The following is a 19001-nucleotide window of genomic DNA, read 5'->3' as shown; positions in this document are numbered from 1 at the left end:
TCTCCCGGGTTAGCCGCGTGCGGCTGCGATAACTTTGGCGGCGATCAAAGTGAGCGTGGCCTGATCAACTGTGGCGGTTTCAGTCAGTTTGCCGACCCACTGCAAATCCGTAGGCGACAACCCAAGCCGTTGGCAGAACTGCGTTTTTTGCAGTAGCGGCAGCAATGCCACAAAGTTGCGTGGCACGGCGTCATTCATCAACACCAGGGTTTGCGTCAGGTCCCAGCCATGCAGGTCGCTGAGCTGTTGCGCGGCGACCTGCAACGTCAGTGCCGGATCCTGTGCAGCAGCCCGCTGGATAAAGCTTCGGGCCTCGGCCACTGTGCCCTTCAGCCGCCGCTGCCAACTGCGATAGCGTGACAACAGCAGCAGCACATCCAATGTCAATTGAGGGGCCGTCAGTGCGCCGGTCAGCGCTGAGGGCTTGCCCCCACCCGCAGGCATCAACACCTGCAGATCCTGCTCGCCAAGCTGGGCCCAATGGCAGACCTGGACGAACTGGCGTAACAAGTAGGCGTACTGGACGGCACGGGATACGTCGTCCAACGTGGTAATGCCCTGACAGACGCGTTCGATATCGGCCCAGAAGTTCAGCAGGCCATAACCCTCCAGTGTGGGAGCCATGTCCTTGGCCGCAGCGTCGGCCCAAGCCATTACGGCAGTGGCGATATTGGGTTTCAGGTTGAATTCGGCGCCGATATGGCGCGCCAATTGCGCCCGTAATACCTCGCCATCTGCCGCCTCTGCAGCGGTACGACCAGCCAGTGTGCTGTAGATGTTTTCAATAAAGGTTTGCAGTTCGGGTGTGCTCTGGGCCGGATAGCGGCGACTGGTCAGCGCGATAAGCTGCTCCGGATCCAGCTGTGCGGCGTGCATCCAGTCGACCAGATAACCAGTGCGTATCAGCACCCCCTGCGCGACCTGGTTGGGTTTGGGTTGAGCCAGGGCGCGGACAACTGCCTCGGGCGCGGCCAGCAAGTCCCATAAGTGCAAGGCCTGGGCCACGCTCAGGCCAAACAGCCGAGGTATCGCTACGAGCCGGTACAACGCAGAAATCTGCTCCAGCCCCAACTCCGGTAACACGCCATTGGCGCTTATGCCTGGCAGGTACTGCGCCAGCAAAGTGAGGGTTGCATTGTCTACCTTCAGGCCCTGACACAGGCTGGCCCTGGCACGCAGTGAAGTTTGACTGAGGGTTGTTTGCTGGAAGTCGATATTGCTTGAACCGATCAGTTCAGCCTCGCCAAACAAGGCGCTGTAGAACGAGGGCTTGCCACCAGCATGGAAGGTATTGAGCAGGTGCAGACAGGCGCCAAAACTGTCGACCGTCATGCCATAGCGCTGGCGTAACGGCATATAGACCGCCAGCGCCTGCAAGGCCTGGGTCAGGGGGTGAGCGCTGAGATCATCGCTGGCCTGGCAGATCAGCCAGTCCAGTTCCTCGAAAGACAGTTGTTTCACATGCTGTTGCAAGCGAAAGATGCGGTTCAGGCGCTCGAAGGCGCGGCCATTACGGTTATACAGACCACTGTTGGACGGACTGTTGGCTGGCTGAGGCACGGGCTGACCGAGGGCGGCACCGACATACCAATAGAGTGGTTTGGCCGGGTTTTGCGTACCGTCTGACCAGCCATTGAGATAGCGGGCGCCGTAGGTCTGGGTCGGAACGATATCCCGCGACGACAGGTTGTAAAAAGGCCCGCCTCCCAGCGCCAGGACGATGGTTTCCTCTGGCAATTGGAGTGCAGTTTGCAGGCTCGATGAATACTGCATTTGACCGAACGAGCTGTAACCAAAATATCGGGCGACCGAGGCATCGGTGGTGTTTCTGGCCTCAGTCATGATGCCTGCCAACTCCGGAGACATACCCAACGCATCGCGCGCATAGGCCGCTGGCATCTTGTTCGCCCAACTGCGCAGATCGGTTTCGCGCGTCAGTGCCTGACCTTCGTAATCCTTCAACACCGACCAGAGTTCGGCCGGGCTGCTTTTGCTGGCTGCCATGCCTTGCAGTATCTGTTCGCTGGCATGGTTGTAAGGCAGGTTCATCGGGTACAGGGCAGTACGCAGTACCTCGTCCACATCGCCTGTAATACCCGCCTCCAACACTTCCAGGGTCAGCGCCAGGGTGCTGACTTCTTCATTGAGGTTGGCATCGCTAAGCGTCAACTGGCCCAGGTCAGGCCGCCGCTGGTTCAGTTGCAGGCCGTTGCTGACCGGATGGAGCGGCTTGGCAGCCCGATACAGGTCAGTCAGATAGCTGGCCGGGGAAAACAATGAGCCTGCCGAGTCAGGATGGGAGAACCCACCGCTATTGGTTTGCACAAACCAACTGGCGTAATTGCCGCCACTACTGAGCGATCGCAACATCCAGGAGCGATCTTCGGGCGCCTCAAGCTTGAGTACCGCATGCAAGGCCGGCTCACCGCGTGCACAGAGCTGTGCATAACGCCGGGTCAGGCTGGCGGCACGGGCTTGGGCTTGTTCATAAAACGCCTCAGTCGGGCCGTTATCTACAAGCTTCGACAACTGTTTTACTTTCGTCAGGACCTCTGTACGGCCATCACGTACCACGTCGAACACGGAGCTAAAACCAAGACTCGTGAGCTGCTCGTGCAACACCACCAAGGATTCGCGGGCCGCGATATCGCTTTCAGACTCGAGGTCTGGCGCAGGTTCGTCGCCTTGCGCGGGCTTATCATCCAGCGGTGGTTCATCCCCAATGACAATGACCTCTGGTGCAGGCTCTTCATCCTGCGGTGGATCGGTAAACGATTGCCCGGTGATGGCGACCTGTTCTTTATTGGCCGCCTTGCCGACGCCTTTCCCGGTTTCAGATTTCCCTGAAGATTTTTTGCTCGCCATGACCATAACCTCAAGCGGATTGCGTATCCGCACTGGCAGGAACCATCCCCGGCTGTCGGCCAACGCATGGCCGGAAAACCGGTGTTTATGAGCCTGATAACTGACTCTATTGGGATTAATTACGCGCTTTGAGACGTGGCCTGCCTACTGTCAGAAGTAACAGAGCAAGCAGCCATTCATCAGAATGGTTGGCACGTGGTATTTGGTTTTCTGACGCCAGGCTATGGGGATCCTGGAGGGGGGGAAGTGTTGCCATTGAAGCGGTTAACGAAAGCGAAACCGGGGGCCGGACATCATTGCGATGCTCCGCCCCCCATGCTTTAAACGGGCTTAAGCCACCTCGGCGCGCAACTGCCGTGCGGCCGCAACCATGTTGATCAATGCGGCTTCAGTCTCGGCCCAGGCGCGGGTTTTAAGACCGCAATCGGGGTTGACCCACAAACGCTCGGCAGGAATACGTTTGGCGGCCTTGCTCAGCAACTTGACCATCTCGGCCGTGTCCGGCACCCGTGGCGAGTGGATGTCATACACACCTGGACCGATGTCGTTCGGATAGTCGAACGCTTCAAATGCATCCAGCAGCTCCATGTCCGAGCGCGAGGTTTCGATGGTGATCACGTCGGCGTCCATCTCGGCAATCGACTTGATCACATCGTTGAACTCGCTGTAGCACATGTGGGTGTGGATCTGGGTTTCATCACCCACGCCAGATGCACACAGACGGAACGCTTCTACTGCCCAGTCCAGATACTCCTGCCACTGTGCACGACGCAACGGCAAGCCTTCGCGGAAAGCCGCTTCGTCGATCTGCACGATCTTGATCCCGGCTTGTTCCAGGTCCACCACTTCATCGCGGATCGCCAGTGCCAATTGCTGCGCCTGAACCTTGCGCGATACATCTTCGCGCGGGAACGACCACATCAGCATCGTCACCGGGCCGGTCAGCATGCCCTTCATCACCTTGTCGGTCAGGCCCTGAGCGTATTTTATCCACTCCACGGTCATGGCTTGCGGACGGCTCAGGTCGCCGAAAATGATCGCCGGTTTCACACAACGCGAACCGTAACTCTGTACCCAGCCATATTGGGTGAATACATAGCCATCCAACTGCTCGGCGAAGTATTCCACCATGTCATTGCGCTCGGCTTCGCCGTGTACCAGTACGTCCAGGCCCAAACGTTCCTGGACTTGTACGGCATTACGGATCTCGCTGTGCATGGCGTCTGTGTATTCGCTGGCCGACAGTTTTCCTTGTTTGTACGACTGGCGTGCCAGGCGAATTGAAGTTGTCTGTGGGAACGAGCCAATAGTAGTTGTCGGAAACGCTGGCAGATTCAGTCGGGCGCGCTGCAACTCAATACGGGTGGCAAACGGTGACTGGCGCTGGCTGTCAGCCTCGGTAATCGCTTCGATACGAGCCTGCACTGCTGGCTTGTGAATTCGCGGCGAATTGGCCCGACTTTGTTGTACGGCGCGGCTTTGAGCCAGTGCTGCTTGTACCTTGGGGTCTTGCGCAATATTCAGCGCATCACGCAGCACGGCAATTTCGCCACACTTTTGCTTGGCAAAGGCCAGCCAGCTTTTGAGTTCGGCATCCAGTTTGGTTTCGCGGTCCAGATCCACCGGGCTATGCAGCAGCGAGCAAGAACCGGCAACCCACAGGTTGTCGCCAAAGCGTTCTTCGGCTTCCTGCAATTGCGCCAGGGCGTTTTCCAGATCGCAGCGCCATACGTTGCGCCCATTGACCAGGCCCAGCGACAGCACTTTGTAGGTCGGCAGACGATCCAGAATGGCATGCAACTGGTCGGGAGCACGCACCAGGTCGACGTGCAAACCATCTACCGGCAGCCCGACAGCCAGGCCGAGGTTGTCTTCCAGGCCGCTGAAGTAGGTGGCAACCAGCTTCTTCAGTGGCGAGTACTGAAGAATGTGATAAGCGCGCTCAAAGGCGTTTTTCCACTCCTGCGGCAAGTCGAGCGACAGGATCGGCTCGTCGATCTGAACCCATTCCACTCCCTGCTCAGCCAAGCGGGAAAGAATTTCAGCGTAAACCGGCAACAGGTTTTCCAGCAGCTCGAGCTTGTTGAATTCGTCGCCCTTGGCCTTGCCCAGCCACAGGTAGGTTAGCGGGCCGATGATGACAGGCTTGACCTTATGGCCCAGCGCCAGTGCTTCACCAGTTTCTTCAAATAACTGGTTCCAGCTCAGTTCAAAGCGCTGGTCCAGGCTGAATTCCGGCACCAGATAGTGATAGTTGGTATCGAACCATTTGGTCAGCTCCTGAGCGTACTGACCTTTACTGTGTTCGCCGCCGCAGCAGCTCTGGCTGGCGCCGCGCGCCATGCCGAACAAAGTGTCCAGGGTTGGACGGCGCTGCTCGTCCAGGGTGCTGGCAAAACGCTCAGGGATGACGCCGAAAGTCAGCGAGTGGGTCAGGACCTGGTCGTACCAGGCGAAGTCACCGACGGGCAGCAAATCGATGCCTGCATCTTTTTGCAGCTGCCAGTGTTTGGCTCGCAATTGGCGGCCAACGTTTTCCAGCGCGGCCTGATCGATATCGCCCTTCCAGTAGGCTTCAAGGGCTTTTTTCAGCTCGCGGTCTGCACCGATGCGGGGGAAACCAAGATTGTGGGCCAAGGCCATGACGACATTCCTTCGTGTAAGTAATGGCACAATTATCGACACTCACTGCAACATGAGACAAACTCAACGTTTTCGTGTTGATCATCAAATTTACTCATGGAGCCACTGTGCTGGAAATTCGTCACCTCAAAACCCTGCACGCGTTGCGCGAGTCAGACAGTCTGGTCGAAGCGGCTGAACGCCTGCACCTGACGCAGTCCGCTTTATCCCACCAGTTCAAAGAGCTCGAAGAGCGCATGGGCATGCCGCTGTTTGTGCGTAAAACCAAACCGGTACGTTTCACCAGCGGCGGCTTGCGCCTGCTGCAACTGGCCGACGCTATGCTGCCGCTGCTGCGCGGTGCTGAGCGTGATATCGCCCGTTTGGTCGGCGGTACGGCCGGGCGTTTGCACATGGCTATCGAATGCCACAGCTGCTTCCAGTGGCTGATGCCGACCATCGATCAGTTCCGTGATGCCTGGCCCGAAGTCGAGTTGGACCTGGCGTCCGGTTTTGCCTTCGCACCGTTACCGGCACTGGCCCGGGGTGATCTGGATTTGGTGGTAACGTCCGATCCGCAAGAAATTGCCGGCCTGACCTATGTGCCGCTATTTACCTACGAAGCCATGTTGGCTGTGGCCAATCAGCATCCATTGGCCAGCAAGCCGTTTATCGTGCCTGAGGATCTGAGTACCGAGATTCTGATCACCTACCCGGTGGAACGCGATCGACTCGATATCTTCACCCGTTTCCTGGAACCTGCCGACGTCGAACCGGCGCAGGTACGCACGTCAGAACTGACAGTAATGATGATGCAGCTCGTAGCCAGTGGCCGCGGTGTATGCGGGATGCCGCACTGGGCGTTGCATGAATACAGCTCACGCGGATATGTAAAAGCCAAGCGTCTGGGCGAGAAAGGATTGTTTGCGACGCTCTACGCCGCGATCCGGGCTGACATGCTGGATGCGCCGTATATGCGCGACTTTTTGCTGACCGCCAAAGACACATCGTTTTCGACGCTGGATGGGGTGAGTGCGGTTCGGTAGTAGAACCGTGCATATCTGCAAGAAAATCGTGTAGCAGTTGCCGAAGGCTACGTCCGATTGCAAAGCGATCGTAAACCCTGAATATGCGGTTTTTCTGTAAAAACGCATGACCTGATTTTACGACTGCTGCGCAGCCGAACGCAGCCTCGTTCCTTCGACAGCTGCTACGGGCCGTTCACCCTCTACTTCAGCTGTCCTCAATATTTACCAACCGGCGCATATGCACCCGGTCGTAATATTCCTCCCCCACCCGGATCGCGCAGTCTTCCAACCCCGATTGCTCAAACCCGCAGCGCTGGTACAACGCCAGCGCGGCCGGGCTGTTGGCACTGACGGTGAGTTGGATCAGTTTGATTTCAGGCTCTTGCCCGGCCAGTGACAGCACCGCTTGCACAAGGTGTTCGCACAACCCTTGCCCGCGAAAGGCTTGGGTGACGTACAAGCCAAACAGCGTGGCCTTGTGCCGGGCATCTTCCCAGGGTTCAAAAGCCAGGCCGACGATCCCCGCCAGTCGGCAATCGACAAAGGCGCCGAACAGAGCACTGAGTTCATCATCCAGCTGCGCCTCCCACCAGCTCAACGGCAATTTCTCACGCTGAGCTATGGTGGACACAAATGCCTCCGGGTGCAGCGCATAAGCCTCAAGCATCAACTGGCGATAGGCCTTGGCATGTGAGGGGTCAAGCAGTTCTATAGCCATTACAGGTCCAGGTCATACGGTTTTACGTTGCTCCAGCATCAACCTCACTGCCAGTGCAGCCAACACACAGCCCATCACATAACGCTGCACGGCCAACCACAACGGGTTGCGTACAAACCAGACGGCGATGCCGGAAGCAAACAGCGCGATCAGCAGGTTAACAGTGAAGCTGACGCTGATTTGGGTCAGGCCCAGCACAATACTCTGGGTAAACATCGAACCGTGTTCAGGGCTGATAAATTGCGGGAAAACCGACAGGTAGAACACTGCCACCTTGGGGTTCAGCACGCTGGTCATAAACCCCATCATTACCAGTTTTGATGATGAGTCGGGGGCCAGTTCCTGAGCTTCAAACGGTGACCGGGCACCCGGCCTGACCGCTTGCCAGGCCATCCATAACAAGTACAGAGCACCGGCCCACTTCAGCGCCTCATAGGCCATCGGCACCGCCAAAAACACCGCAGTCAGGCCCACGGCAGCGGCAAACATATGAACAAAAAAACCCGCCACCACCCCGAGCAAAGACGTGACCCCGGCTTTACGGCCCTGACAGATCGAACGGGAAATCAAATAAATCATGTTAGGTCCCGGCGTCAAGACCATCAGCAAGCAGGCAGCAGCGAAAATCAGCAAATCATGCGTTGGTATCATGGGGCATTCCTTGTCAGAAAAGCATTGCGATAAAACGGCAAAATCTGGTCCCGGGTCAAAGGCGCCAGCACCAGGCCGCCATCACCGTTGGGATCGATCCACTGTATTTCTTCAATTTCGGCTGCCGCTGATACGGTCTCGCTGATATGCAGCAGAAACAACTCGGCCTGCACTTCAAACCCCGGCTCGTTGGCCGCCACAGCTGAAAAGTTGCCCAGATAGGTCGCACTTGCCGGATCGATCACCAGCGCCAGTTCTTCTTCGAGCTCACGGGCCAATGCACTGATCGGCGGCTCCCCGGCTTCGATCTTGCCGCCGGGCTGCATAAAAGCCTGGGTGTCACGCTTGCGCACCAGCAGGGTGCGGCCATCGGGGCCAATCAGTACTGCGGCAGCAATACGAATGGTTTTAGGTGTTACGTCAGAGAAGTGTTCTGCAGAAGTCACTAAATTCAGCCAACCGGAAAGAAAGTTCGCACAGGATCACATGGCCCAACATGCCTGCAAATACACAGATGGCGCTTTTGCTCGCGCCGTCTGTATGAAGTGCCCGACTTTGGTCGGGATGGCACAACATTCAAAATCCCGTTCAATGAATAATCTGACGGGAAGATGGCATTTGCGTGATACATGACCAACACTCCCCCTGCAAACCTCCGACTCAAAGAGAGGGTTCTATTGTTCTTTTTCTGTTCTCGACCTCTTCAGGCACAACCGCCTGACGGAACAGACCAGCCTGAAACAGGAAACCGTATGAGCCTGTCACTGTTAAGCCGTTATGCGTTTTTTGCATTTTGCGTCATCTTCACCCTCGCAAGCCTGCCGTTTATGCACCATGAGTGGTTATGGCCCTTTACTGCAGTGACCCTGGGCTTGAGCCTGCTGGGGATTTTCGATCTGCTGCAAAGCCCCCACGCCGTACGCCGCAACTACCCGATCCTGGGCAATATTCGCTATCTGGTGGAAGCTATCCGCCCGGAAATTCGCCAATACCTGCTGGAGTCTGACAGCGACGCGCTGCCCTTCTCACGCGCTCAACGTTCGCTTGTGTACTCTCGAGCCAAGAATGAAAGCGCCGACAAACCCTTCGGCACCCTGGTTGACGTGTACCAGCCCGGCTTTGAATTTATCGGCCACTCCATGCGCCCTGCCCCACTGACTGACCCCAGCAGCTTTCGGGTCGTGGTGGGCGGCCCGCAATGCAGTCAGCCGTACTCGGCGTCGCTCTTCAATATTTCAGCCATGAGTTTTGGCTCACTAAGCGCCAACGCGATTCGCGCCCTGAACCAGGGGGCCAAACTCGGTAACTTTGCCCACGATACGGGCGAAGGCAGTATCAGCAGCTATCACCGTGAGAACGGTGGTGACTTGACGTGGGAACTGGGTAGCGGCTACTTCGGCTGCCGCACCACAGACGGGCGTTTCGACCCACAGCGTTTTGCTGCCCAAGCCCAAACGCCGCAAGTGCGAATGATCGAAATCAAGATGAGCCAGGGTGCCAAACCGGGCCATGGCGGTATCTTGCCCAAGCACAAGGTGACCGCGGAAATTGCCGAAACCCGTGGTGTACCAATGGGTGAGGACTGCATTTCCCCGTCGCGTCACAGCGCGTTTTCGACCCCGATAGAGCTGATGCAATTTATTGCGCAATTGCGTGAGTTGTCCGGCGGCAAGCCCGTAGGCTTCAAGTTTTGCCTGGGTCATCCGTGGGAGTTCATGGGGATCGCCAAGGCCATGCTCGAAACCGGCATCCTGCCGGACTTTATCGTCATCGACGGCAAGGAAGGCGGTACAGGTGCCGCCCCCGTGGAGTTCACCGACCACATTGGCGCTCCGTTGCGCGAAGGCTTGCTGTTTGTGCACAACACGCTGGTGGGTCTGAACCTGCGGGACAAGATCAAGCTGGGCGCCAGCGGCAAAATTGTCAGCGCCTTCGACATCGCCAGCGTGCTGGCCATTGGCGCCGATTGGGCAAACTCAGCCCGGGGCTTTATGTTCGCCATCGGCTGCATTCAGTCGCAGTCCTGCCATACCAATAAATGCCCTACCGGCGTGGCCACCCAGGACACTCTGCGCCAACGTGCTCTGGTGGTGCCGGACAAGGCTCAGCGGGTATTTCAGTTCCACCGTAATACCCTTAAAGCCCTGGCCGAGATGCTGGCGGCGGCAGGCCTGGAACACCCGGCGCAACTCAAGGCCAAGCACCTGGTGCGACGCATGTCCGCCACCGAAATCAAACTGTTCTCGCAGCTGCATGTGTTCCTCAAACCCGGTGAACTGCTGACTGGCGAAGTCAACGGCGAGTTCTATTCGCGCATGTGGCAAATGGCTCGGGCGGACAGTTTTGAAGCCAACGAAATAGCTGCGGCCTAAACCGCCTGCTGCACGCACGCCGGATGGGAGAACACCGTCCGGCTACTGTTTTATTAAACTAAAGGTATTACATGGTTATTTATCAGTATTGAATACTTGATTGTCCGACCCACCAGAACAACCACTATTTAGACTTTTTAGCGACCTTCTTACTTCATAGACTCAGAGGACACTTAACGATACGGATATTGACCCATGCCTGACGCAAACCCGCCGCTTGACGACGCTGACCTGCGCAAAGTCGGCATCCACCATGACTTTATAAAAACATCCGTTAAATACTTACCCCCTTACTTGATAGAACACTTAAACAACTCCCCCTTCAGCCTTCCTCAATGGTTTACCCACGCGACACCCCAGCAACGTCATGATTTAAAGCACACACAACAACTCAATGATCAGTCATTCAGCGCGGTCAGCACCTATCTGGAGCAGATCAGTACGGTCGAATCTTTTGCCGCGCCCTTACTGGAACACGCCTTAAAGGCTACTTTCGGGATTACCTGCGACGTCAAAAAAAATGTGATCACCATCACCACACTCAACCGGTTTACCCAAGAGGTTGAAAGCTCGACGACCCAGACCCTCCTGCAAGCAGCACTGCATAATTTCAACGCCGCACAGGCAGAGCCCGGCGGTATCCCACGCAGGTCAAACCTGTGGGACTACCAATCGCTGCGCCCCAGCGACCCTCCGGCCAAACGGCTAGAGATAGAACCGGTTGCCTTTGCCCGCCTGTGCCGGGACCTGGATATCGGCGGCCAATATCAGACCCACCTGAATACGCTTTTTAACCCGTCAGATGTGGCTATAAAAACAACCCTGGGCCAGGCCTTTGTCCAGCATGAGCGTCATGTATTGATGCTGCAGGCACAGAGTGCCCTGATGAAAGGGGATATTACTGAACGTACCCATGCAACGCTGATAAGTTACTGTCGCGGCCAACACAATCCGTTATTTAACGACCTGCCAATGACGTGTAACTCATTGGCCCTTGACGATATCCCGTTCACCTCAATGATTCTGGCGCATGGCTCGCCACTTGAGCAGGGGCAGCGCTGCATCGTGTATATACCTGGCGACCCTGTAAGTTGTCTCAAGGAATACCCTAGTGTCCGCGATGCGGCTGCCGATCTGGAAGAAAAACTGCAAGACAAAAACTACCGGAACTTCTTTATTCATCTGGCGCCTCAATATCAAAAACTGAAACTGACAAAACGCTTGAACAGACGCTTTGTCGATGCCAGCCGGGACCCTCTGGAAATGCAGTTCAACCCCGTTGCGAGCAACCTCTTTGAGTATTTATACGCGCAGAAAAAACAACAACTCCTGCGCGACGCTTACTTCCTTGCGGTACCCACCGCCGCTATCAACCGCGTGTCGCTGATTGACCGCATCGAGCACTACTTTGATACCGCACTGAATGTTCTGAATGTAGCGGCCCTGTTTGTGCCCGGCGTGGGGGAGCTGATGGCGGTGGTCTTTGCGGCTCAGGTCATGACCGATATTTATCACGGCATTGAAGCCTGGGAACAGGATGAAAAAGCCCTTGCCTGGGCCTATACCCGAAGCGTGTTGATCAACGCAGCCCTGGTAGCAGCGGCGGGCAAGCTGGCCAGCGAAGTGGTCAAACCGGTGCCCATTGAGATATCGCCCTTTGTTGAAGAGCTGGATGTCATCACCTTGGCCCAGGGCAAGACTCAACTGTGGAAGCCCGACCTGAAACCCTATGAGCACGAAATCAGTTTTGATTCATCGATAAAAGCCGACAAGCACGGATTGTATCGCCACGAGGAAAAGAACTACCTGAAACTCGAGGGTAAGCACTATCAAGTCGAAACCGCAGCCGATGGCAGCTACCGCTTGCAACACCCTACAACCCCGCAGGCCTATACACCGGTAATCCGTACTAACGGCCAAGGCGCCTGGGTGCATGAAGTTGAAGAGCTTGAACAGTGGAACGACCCCACATTTGTGCGCCGTCTTGATCCTTCAGTCCACGACTTGAGCGACCAGCAGGCACTCGACATGTTCCATGCCTCGAACACGGATGCAGGCCAACTGCGCCAGAGCTTTATCGACCAGCAGCCGCCTCCTGCGTTGCTGGAAGATTGCATCAAGCGCTTTGATGCCAATCAAACCCTGGACCGTTTTATCGCGCAGATGCGCACTGGCAATGTAGCGGCCGATCCACTTCTGCAACTACACGTACTGGTTGAGGCAGATACCCCTTGATCACAAAGCAATGCTTCTGTGGGAGCGAGCCTGTTCGCGAAGGTCGTTAACAATACCGCGTGGTTGCTGAATAACCGTGATGTTGTTGAAACCGTCGCGAGCAGGCTCACTCCCACAGCCGGGTTCACTCGAAACTTAAGTGAACAGCACGACCTTTGCATTTAAGTTTTATTAACGTCACCCTGCGCGCCGCCATCAGGTGGCGCGCAATCACCACTGCGCCATTTTTTATTCAATCTTGACCTGAGTACTTGCAGTGATACTTAACGGACGCGACCACCGCATCGACTTTTTTCGCGGGCTGGCGCTGATTTTTATCTTCTGGGATCACATCCCGCACAACCCGCTGGCCGAACTGACCGTACGCAATTTCGGGTTTAGTGACGCGGCGGAGATCTTTGTGTTTCTGGCCGGTTATGCCGCCGTACTGGCCTACGGCAAAATTGCTCAACGCGATGGATTTCTGGTCGCCAGCGTGAAAATCCTGCGCCGCGCCTGGGTGCTGTACGTGGTGCATATCTTTCTGCTGGCGGTGCTCATGGGCATCGTCTTTTATGCCAACAGCCACGTCGAAACCCGTGATCTGGTGCAGGAAATGGGCTTGCAGTACTTCCTGAGCAACCCACAACAGGCGCTGACCGACGAGTTGCTGCTGCGCTTCAAGCCCAACCTGATGGACCCGCTGCCGCTGTATATCGTGCTGCTGCTCGGTTTGCCGCTGGTGCTGCCGATGCTGCTGCGCAAGGCCGTGTACGTGGTTGGCGCATCACTGGCCCTGTACCTGCTGGCGCCGGTATGGAACTTCTCGGCACAGGAAGGTGGCGTGTGGTTTTTCAATCCCATGGCCTGGCAGTTCCTGTTTATTCTGGGCGGTGCGGCGGCGATCCAAGGGCAACGGGCCAAGGCTCCTGAAACCCGGCCATTATCGCGCCAGCCTTTGTTTCTGGCGGCAGCGGTGTACTTGTTGCTCACTGGTTTGCTGGCTTTGTCATGGAAATGGCCGCAGCTTCACGATGCTCTTATGCCGCTGTGGCTGGGCGAGCATTTGTATCCGATCAGCAAGACCAACCTGTCACCAGTCCGCCTGCTGCACTTTTTGGCCCTGGCTTACGTGGTAGCCAAAGTGGTGCCCCACAGTGACTGGCTTAACAACTGGTTTGCTCGCCAAACCTGTCGTATGGGTCGCTATTCACTGGAGGTGTTCTGCTTGGGCGTGATCCTGGCGCCGCTGGCTGACATGCTCAATGCGCTGGGCGGTGACACAATGGTGATGCAGCTATTCAGCGCGTTGATGGGCGTAGGCATCATGGCAGTCCTGGCAGCATGGCTGGACTGGAACAAGCGTCTGGGCAAAGCCTGACGCAAGAATGGAGGGTAGTTTTTAGCTTTTGTGGGAGCTGGTTTGCCTGCGATGCAGGCGCTGCGGTCTGTGAGGTAGACCGCAGTGATGCGATCGCGAGCAGGCTCGCTCCCACAAAGGCTGTGGGAGCGAGTATCCGTTAACGCGCTTCGGAAGCTGTCGCTTGAGTCGGCTGCAACTTGAACACATAAAACAGCACGGTCAGCAGGATCAGGAATGCCGGGCCTACAAACAAAGCGATTCGCGTCTCTTCGAAGTAGGCCATTAGCCCTACCACCATCAACAAGAATGCCAATGCCGCGTACGAGCTATACGGGAACAGCCACATGCGGTACTTCAGGGCGGCGGCTTCTTGCGGGCTCAGATTTTTGCGGAAGCGCAATTGCGCCAGCAAGATCATCAGCCAGGTCCAGATCGCGCCAAAGGTCGCAATGGCCGTCACCCAGACAAACACCTTTTCAGGTGCCATGTAGTTAAGCACGACACCCAACAGCAACACGGCAATCGACAGCAGCAACGCTTGACGCGGAACACCGTTCTTTGAGGTGGTGCCGAAGTTGGCCGGAGCCTGGCCGTTTTGCGCTAGGCTATAAAGCATGCGACCGGTGCTGAAAATCCCGCCATTGCACGACGACAAAGCTGCGGTAATCACCACGAAGTTGATGATCCCGGCCGCCGTCTTGATCCCCAAACGCTCGAAGGTCATTACAAACGGACTGCCCGAAGTACCTATTTCGTTCCACGGGTAGATCGACAGGATGACAAACAGGGCGCCTACGTAGAACAACAGAATGCGCCAGAACACCGAGCCAATCGCGCTAGGGATAGTCTTTTGCGGGTTCTTGGCTTCACCGGCGGTCAGGCCGATCATCTCGACACCGAGGTAGGCGAACATCACCATTTGCAGCGACATCAGCACGCCCTGGATGCCGTTGGGCATAAAGCCGCCGTGGGTCCAGAGGTTGGAAATACCCAGCGCAACACCATCATTGCCGAAGCCAAACGCGATGATGCCAATGCCACCGAGTACCATCGCAATGATGGTGACGATCTTGATCAACGCAAACCAGAACTCGAACTCACCAAACGCCTTGACCGCGATCAGGTTGATCGAACCCATGCTGATCAGCGCCGCCAGGGCCCAGATCCAGCGCGGTACATCGGGGAACCAGACACCCATGTACACCGCCACGGCGGTGATTTCGGCGACACAGGTCACCAGCCACAGGAACCAATAGTTCCAGCCGGTCAAAAAACCGGCCAACGGGCCAAGGTAGTCTTGGGCATAGCGGCTGAACGAGCCGGCAACCGGGTTGTGCACGGCCATTTCGCCGAGTGCGCGCATGATCACCAGAATGGCCAGGCCACCGATGATGTAGGACAGCATGATGGCCGGACCGGCCATTTCGATTGCTTTGGCCGAACCCAGAAACAGGCCGACACCAATGCAGGCGCCAAGCGCCATCAGACGAATATGGCGTTCGCCAAGTTCGCGTTTGAGTGGACCGCCTTGCACGGTTTCACCGTGGGGCTGGTGGTTGCCGACTGGCATAAAAGTACAACCTCGTATTGTTATTGGATATACATCAGCAGAGCGCTCGAGAAAGACGGGAGGATCACCTGTCTTGCCTCTTGATCAGCCACGACCTTGTAGGCCGACAGATCAAAAAGGAGATGCCCTACTAAGATCGGCGGCGAGTATTGCACAGCATTGGTGCACAGTCATGCCCCTACCCAAGACGTATTTACCTAGTTTGAAGGCTCTATTCCCACACTCAGGATTCAGGGGGATCTGTTGCTGTCGCCGGATGCGGCGTAGATCAAAGTCCTTCAATAATCCTTGCCCACAATATTGTCAGATATGACTCACAAATTTTTCGCCTGTATCTGTCAGCGTCTACGCTTCAATCAAGCGCAACCAATATGCGTACATGGACCTGTCGACTATGGGCGTACTGAGGCATCCAAACTCCAGTAACACGACGGCGCCATCAGGGGTAATGGACGATATTGCGCCCCCGCCGCCACCTCGGCGCAAGCGCTATGGATGGCTTCTGTTCGGGCTATTAGTACTGATCGGACTGGTCGTATTGGGGTTTGCAATTGCCCAAGAGGTGCGCAGCTCCAGGCTGCAGGCCCGCGAGTTCAGCCGCTTTGCCGCGTCGCTGAGCTATTCGATGCACCCGGGGCCTACCGACTCGATGCTGTATCCCGGCGAAGGGCCTTTCGACAAGCGTTTAGGCTATAGCTCACTGGGTTACTTTCTGCCGCGCCTGCAAAAACGTGACTACGTGATAACCCAGCAAACTCGCTTTTCGCCAGCGTTACTGAGTTATAGCGAGAAAGGATTTTTCGTACCCTACCCAGAGAAGATTCAGGCGGGACTCTCGATCACCGATTGCGCGGGCAGCGCGTTGTATCAGTACAACTACCCGCAGCAGCTGTATTCGAGCTTTGCCAGTATTCCGCCGCTGGTGGTACACAGCTTGCTGTTTATCGAGAACCGCGACCTGCTTGACCCTAAAGAACCGCTGGCGAACCCCGCTGTGGACTGGCCGCGTTTTGGCATGGCGGTTTACTCCCAGGCAGCCAAGTTACTGCATCTGCCGGGGCAATCCGCGGGTGGCAGTACTCTGGCCACTCAGCTGGAAAAGTATCGGCACTCACCGGATGGGCTGACGTTGTCGGGCAGCGAAAAATTGCGCCAGATGATCTCGGCCAGCGTGCGCGCCTACCAGGACGGCCCCCAAACACTCCCCGCACGACAACAGGTGGTGCGTGATTACCTCAACAGCGTACCGCTGTCGGCCGTGCCCGGTCACGGTGAAGTCCACGGCATGGCTGAAGGGTTACGGGTGTGGTACGGCGCAGACTTCAATCAGGTCAACCAGCAATTGAGCAGTACCGCCACTGACCCCAAAAGCCTGGCGCAACGCGGGCTGGCCTTGCGCGAAGTACTGTCGTTGATGATTGCCCAGCGCAGGCCCTCGCACTATCTGGCCAGAGGCCGCGACGAACTGGCGCAACTGACCGACAGCCATATTCGCCTGCTGGCACTAAACAACGTGATCACCCCCGCGCTGACTGACGCCGCACTGGCCAGTCACGTTACCTATCGCGATTGGACGCTGGCGCCAACGATGCAACCCAACGAAACCAACAAGGGCATCAGCGTTGCCCGCAGTCGGCTTTCAGTCCTGCTCAAGCGCCCGCTGTATGACCTTGATCGCCTTGACCTGTCGGCCACCAGTACCTTGCAGGGCGATTTGCAGCGCCAGGTCAGTGACTACCTGCGCCAACTGGCTGACCCTGCTTTCGCTGGAAAAATGGGCCTGCTGGGCCCCTACCTGTTGACCGCCACCAGTACCGCCCAAGTACGTTACAGCTTCACCCTGTTCGAGCTCACCCCGGACGGTGCACGCGCACGCGTACAAACCGACAGTACCGACCAGCCCTTCGACATCAATGAAGGCAGCAAGCTGGAACTGGGCTCCACCGCAAAATTGCGGGTACTGACCACCTATTTGCAAATCATTTCAGAGTTGCACGAGCGCTACGCCAGCCAGCCCAGTGTCACGTTGAAAAAAATCCAGATCACTGACCAGGATCCCCTGACCCGCTGGGCACTGAGTTACATGATCCAGAATCCTGGCTCAAACCTGGCGCCAATGCTCGATGCCGCGCTTGATCGCCAATACTCAGCCAACCCCGGCGAGGGTTTCTTCACCGGTGGCGGCATGCATCACTTCCATAACTTCCGCAATCAGGACAACAACCGCAGCCCGACGCTGCGCGACGCGATACGCGAATCGATCAACCTGCCATTTGTACGTCTGATGCGTGATGTGGTGCGTTACACCAGCTATCAATCGCCGACCAACAACGCCGAGCTGCTCAGGGACGATCTCAACCCGCTTCGCCAGGAATATCTGAGCCGGTTCGCCGATCGCGAAGGCACGACCTTCATGCTCAAGTTCTGGAAAAAATACAAAGGCAAAGAATCCAAGGCTCGCCTCGACACCTTTTTGGACAGCATGCACCCCACCGCCATCCGCATGTCTGCAGTACACCGCTACCTGTTCCCCAATGCTGACCAGGCCACGTTTGACCGCTTTGTGCGCTCACACCTGAGCAGCGACAAAATCCCTGACGAGCGCCTGGCCAAGCTGTATCAAAGTTACGGCCCAGGAGCCTATAACCTGCCCGACCAAGGCTATATCGCCAAAGTCCATCCGCTGGATCTGTGGTTACTGGGATATTTGCTCGATAACCCGCAGGCCACCTTCCAGCAAGCCGTGGCCGCGAGCGAGCATGAACGGCAGGAAGTTTACAGCTGGCTGTTTAAAAGCCGACACAAGAGCGCTCGCGACAGTCGTATCCGCACCATGCTGGAAATTGAAGCGTTCCTCGATATCCATCAGCGCTGGCAAAAAGTCGGCTACCCGTTTGACCATCTGGTGCCCTCCCTTGCCACCGCGTTGGGCAGCTCCGGGGATCGTCCGGCGGCACTCTCCGAGCTGATGGGAATCATACTGAACGATGGCGTACGTTTGCCGGTATTACGTATTGATACCCTGCATTTCGCCGCAAATACGCCCTACGAAACCCGCCTGACCAACGACCCTGACAAAGGTGAACGGGTAATGCCCAGCGAAGTCGCCACAGCCGTACGTGACGCCCTCTCGCAGGTGGTGGATGCCGGTACTGCACGCCGGGTCTCAGGCAGTTTCAAACTTGACGATGGTTCACCGCTGGCCATGGGCGGCAAAACCGGCACCGGCGACAACCGCATAGAGAGCATGGGCGCTGGCGGACGAATACTCAGTTCCAAGTCAATCAATCGCACAGCCACCTTCGTGTTTTATATTGGCGAGCATCACTTCGGCACCTTGACCGCCTTTGTCCCTGGGCGCTCGGCCGAGGCCTTCAAATTCACCTCAGCGTTACCGGTACAAGTGCTCAAGGGCATGGCCCCGATCCTTACGCCTTATCTGCAACCTGGCACCAATACCTTGTGTCATGCACCTGTGGCGGTACAAACCGCAAGCAATTAAAACCCTACCTGTAGCCGCTGCCGAAGGCTGCGATAAGGGCCGCAGGACCTTCGCTTCAGATTCAAAAGCAGAGGTCGCTGCGCAACCTTTCGCAGC

The 19001-nt window shown here is 56.7% G+C and carries 11 protein-coding genes; 5 read left to right on the top strand and 6 right to left on the bottom strand.

The window, feature by feature from the left end; translation table 11 throughout:
- Positions 1 to 9: 9 nt before the first annotated feature.
- Together V6L79_RS08140 and metE are read right to left on the bottom strand one after the other, a co-directional pair.
- Positions 10 to 2865 carry a Tc toxin subunit A gene (locus tag V6L79_RS08140; RefSeq protein ID WP_338580066.1) on the bottom strand — a complete coding sequence of 952 codons (2856 nt, stop codon included), beginning with the start codon at positions 2863 to 2865 and terminating at the stop codon, positions 10 to 12.
- A 330-nt stretch (positions 2866 to 3195) separates the two neighbouring features.
- The gene (metE, locus tag V6L79_RS08135) at positions 3196 to 5508 is read right to left on the bottom strand and encodes a 5-methyltetrahydropteroyltriglutamate--homocysteine S-methyltransferase (protein ID WP_338580065.1); all 2313 of its coding nucleotides are present in this window, start codon (positions 5506 to 5508) and stop codon (positions 3196 to 3198) included.
- Between the two features lie 107 nt (positions 5509 to 5615).
- Here metE and metR point away from each other — a divergent pair, with 107 nt between their 5' ends.
- The gene (gene metR, locus V6L79_RS08130) at positions 5616 to 6533 is read left to right on the top strand and encodes a transcriptional regulator MetR (RefSeq protein WP_016779668.1); all 918 of its coding nucleotides are present in this window, start codon (positions 5616 to 5618) and stop codon (positions 6531 to 6533) included.
- Between the two features lie 187 nt (positions 6534 to 6720).
- Here the strand turns inward: metR and V6L79_RS08125 are convergent, their stop codons facing one another.
- From V6L79_RS08125 to V6L79_RS08115, 3 genes are read right to left on the bottom strand one after another with little or no spacing between them, the layout of a single operon-like run.
- Entirely contained in the window at positions 6721 to 7233 is a 513-nt protein-coding gene (locus V6L79_RS08125) for a GNAT family protein (RefSeq protein WP_338580064.1), read from the bottom strand.
- 12 nt (positions 7234 to 7245) lie between these two features.
- On the bottom strand, positions 7246 to 7884 hold the full coding sequence (locus V6L79_RS08120; RefSeq protein WP_261741108.1) for a LysE family translocator: 639 nt from the start codon (positions 7882 to 7884) through the stop codon (positions 7246 to 7248).
- Entirely contained in the window at positions 7881 to 8330 is a 450-nt protein-coding gene (locus tag V6L79_RS08115; RefSeq protein ID WP_261741107.1) for an NUDIX domain-containing protein, read from the bottom strand. The genes V6L79_RS08120 and V6L79_RS08115 overlap by 4 nt, the downstream gene beginning before the upstream one ends.
- A gap of 306 nt (positions 8331 to 8636) precedes the next feature.
- Between V6L79_RS08115 and V6L79_RS08110 the strand changes: the two genes are divergently transcribed.
- The 3 genes from V6L79_RS08110 to V6L79_RS08100 all read left to right on the top strand — a co-directional run bounded on the left by V6L79_RS08110 (position 8637) and on the right by V6L79_RS08100 (position 13851).
- Entirely contained in the window at positions 8637 to 10256 is a 1620-nt protein-coding gene (locus V6L79_RS08110; protein ID WP_261741106.1) for an FMN-binding glutamate synthase family protein, read from the top strand.
- Between the two features lie 195 nt (positions 10257 to 10451).
- Positions 10452 to 12491 carry a dermonecrotic toxin domain-containing protein gene (locus V6L79_RS08105; protein WP_338580063.1) on the top strand — a complete coding sequence of 680 codons (2040 nt, stop codon included), beginning with the start codon at positions 10452 to 10454 and terminating at the stop codon, positions 12489 to 12491.
- Between the two features lie 259 nt (positions 12492 to 12750).
- Positions 12751 to 13851 (top strand): OpgC domain-containing protein, encoded by a 1101-nt coding sequence (locus V6L79_RS08100; RefSeq protein ID WP_338580306.1) that lies wholly within the window; start codon positions 12751 to 12753, stop codon positions 13849 to 13851.
- A gap of 139 nt (positions 13852 to 13990) precedes the next feature.
- Here V6L79_RS08100 and V6L79_RS08095 read toward each other — a convergent pair whose 3' ends face one another.
- On the bottom strand, positions 13991 to 15403 hold the full coding sequence (locus V6L79_RS08095) for an amino acid permease (RefSeq protein ID WP_261741104.1): 1413 nt from the start codon (positions 15401 to 15403) through the stop codon (positions 13991 to 13993).
- A 394-nt stretch (positions 15404 to 15797) separates the two neighbouring features.
- Between V6L79_RS08095 and V6L79_RS08090 the strand changes: the two genes are divergently transcribed.
- Positions 15798 to 18905 (top strand): transglycosylase domain-containing protein, encoded by a 3108-nt coding sequence (locus V6L79_RS08090; protein WP_405046616.1) that lies wholly within the window; start codon positions 15798 to 15800, stop codon positions 18903 to 18905.
- Positions 18906 to 19001 lie beyond the last annotated feature (96 nt).

It is taken from the genome of Pseudomonas sp. ML2-2023-6, from assembly GCF_037055265.1.
Classification (GTDB): Bacteria; Pseudomonadota; Gammaproteobacteria; order Pseudomonadales; family Pseudomonadaceae; genus Aquipseudomonas; species Aquipseudomonas kulmbachensis.
Note: the sequence above shows the minus strand (reverse complement) of the source record. Positions and strands in the feature narration are given on the sequence as shown.

Bases quoted from the DNA above. Each gene is read 5' to 3' on its own strand.
- V6L79_RS08140 (WP_338580066.1), bottom strand. From the start codon at position 2,865: ATGGCGAGCAAAAAATCTTCAGGGAAATCTGAAACCGGGAAAGGCGTC.
- metE (WP_338580065.1), bottom strand. From the start codon at position 5,508: ATGGCCTTGGCCCACAATCTTGGTTTCCCCCGCATCGGTGCAGACCGC.
- V6L79_RS08125 (WP_338580064.1), bottom strand. From the start codon at position 7,233: ATGGCTATAGAACTGCTTGACCCCTCACATGCCAAGGCCTATCGCCAG.
- V6L79_RS08120 (WP_261741108.1), bottom strand. From the start codon at position 7,884: ATGATACCAACGCATGATTTGCTGATTTTCGCTGCTGCCTGCTTGCTG.
- V6L79_RS08110 (WP_261741106.1), top strand. From the start codon at position 8,637: ATGAGCCTGTCACTGTTAAGCCGTTATGCGTTTTTTGCATTTTGCGTC.
- V6L79_RS08105 (WP_338580063.1), top strand. From the start codon at position 10,452: ATGCCTGACGCAAACCCGCCGCTTGACGACGCTGACCTGCGCAAAGTC.
- V6L79_RS08095 (WP_261741104.1), bottom strand. From the start codon at position 15,403: ATGCCAGTCGGCAACCACCAGCCCCACGGTGAAACCGTGCAAGGCGGT.
- V6L79_RS08090 (WP_405046616.1), top strand. From the start codon at position 15,798: ATGGGCGTACTGAGGCATCCAAACTCCAGTAACACGACGGCGCCATCA.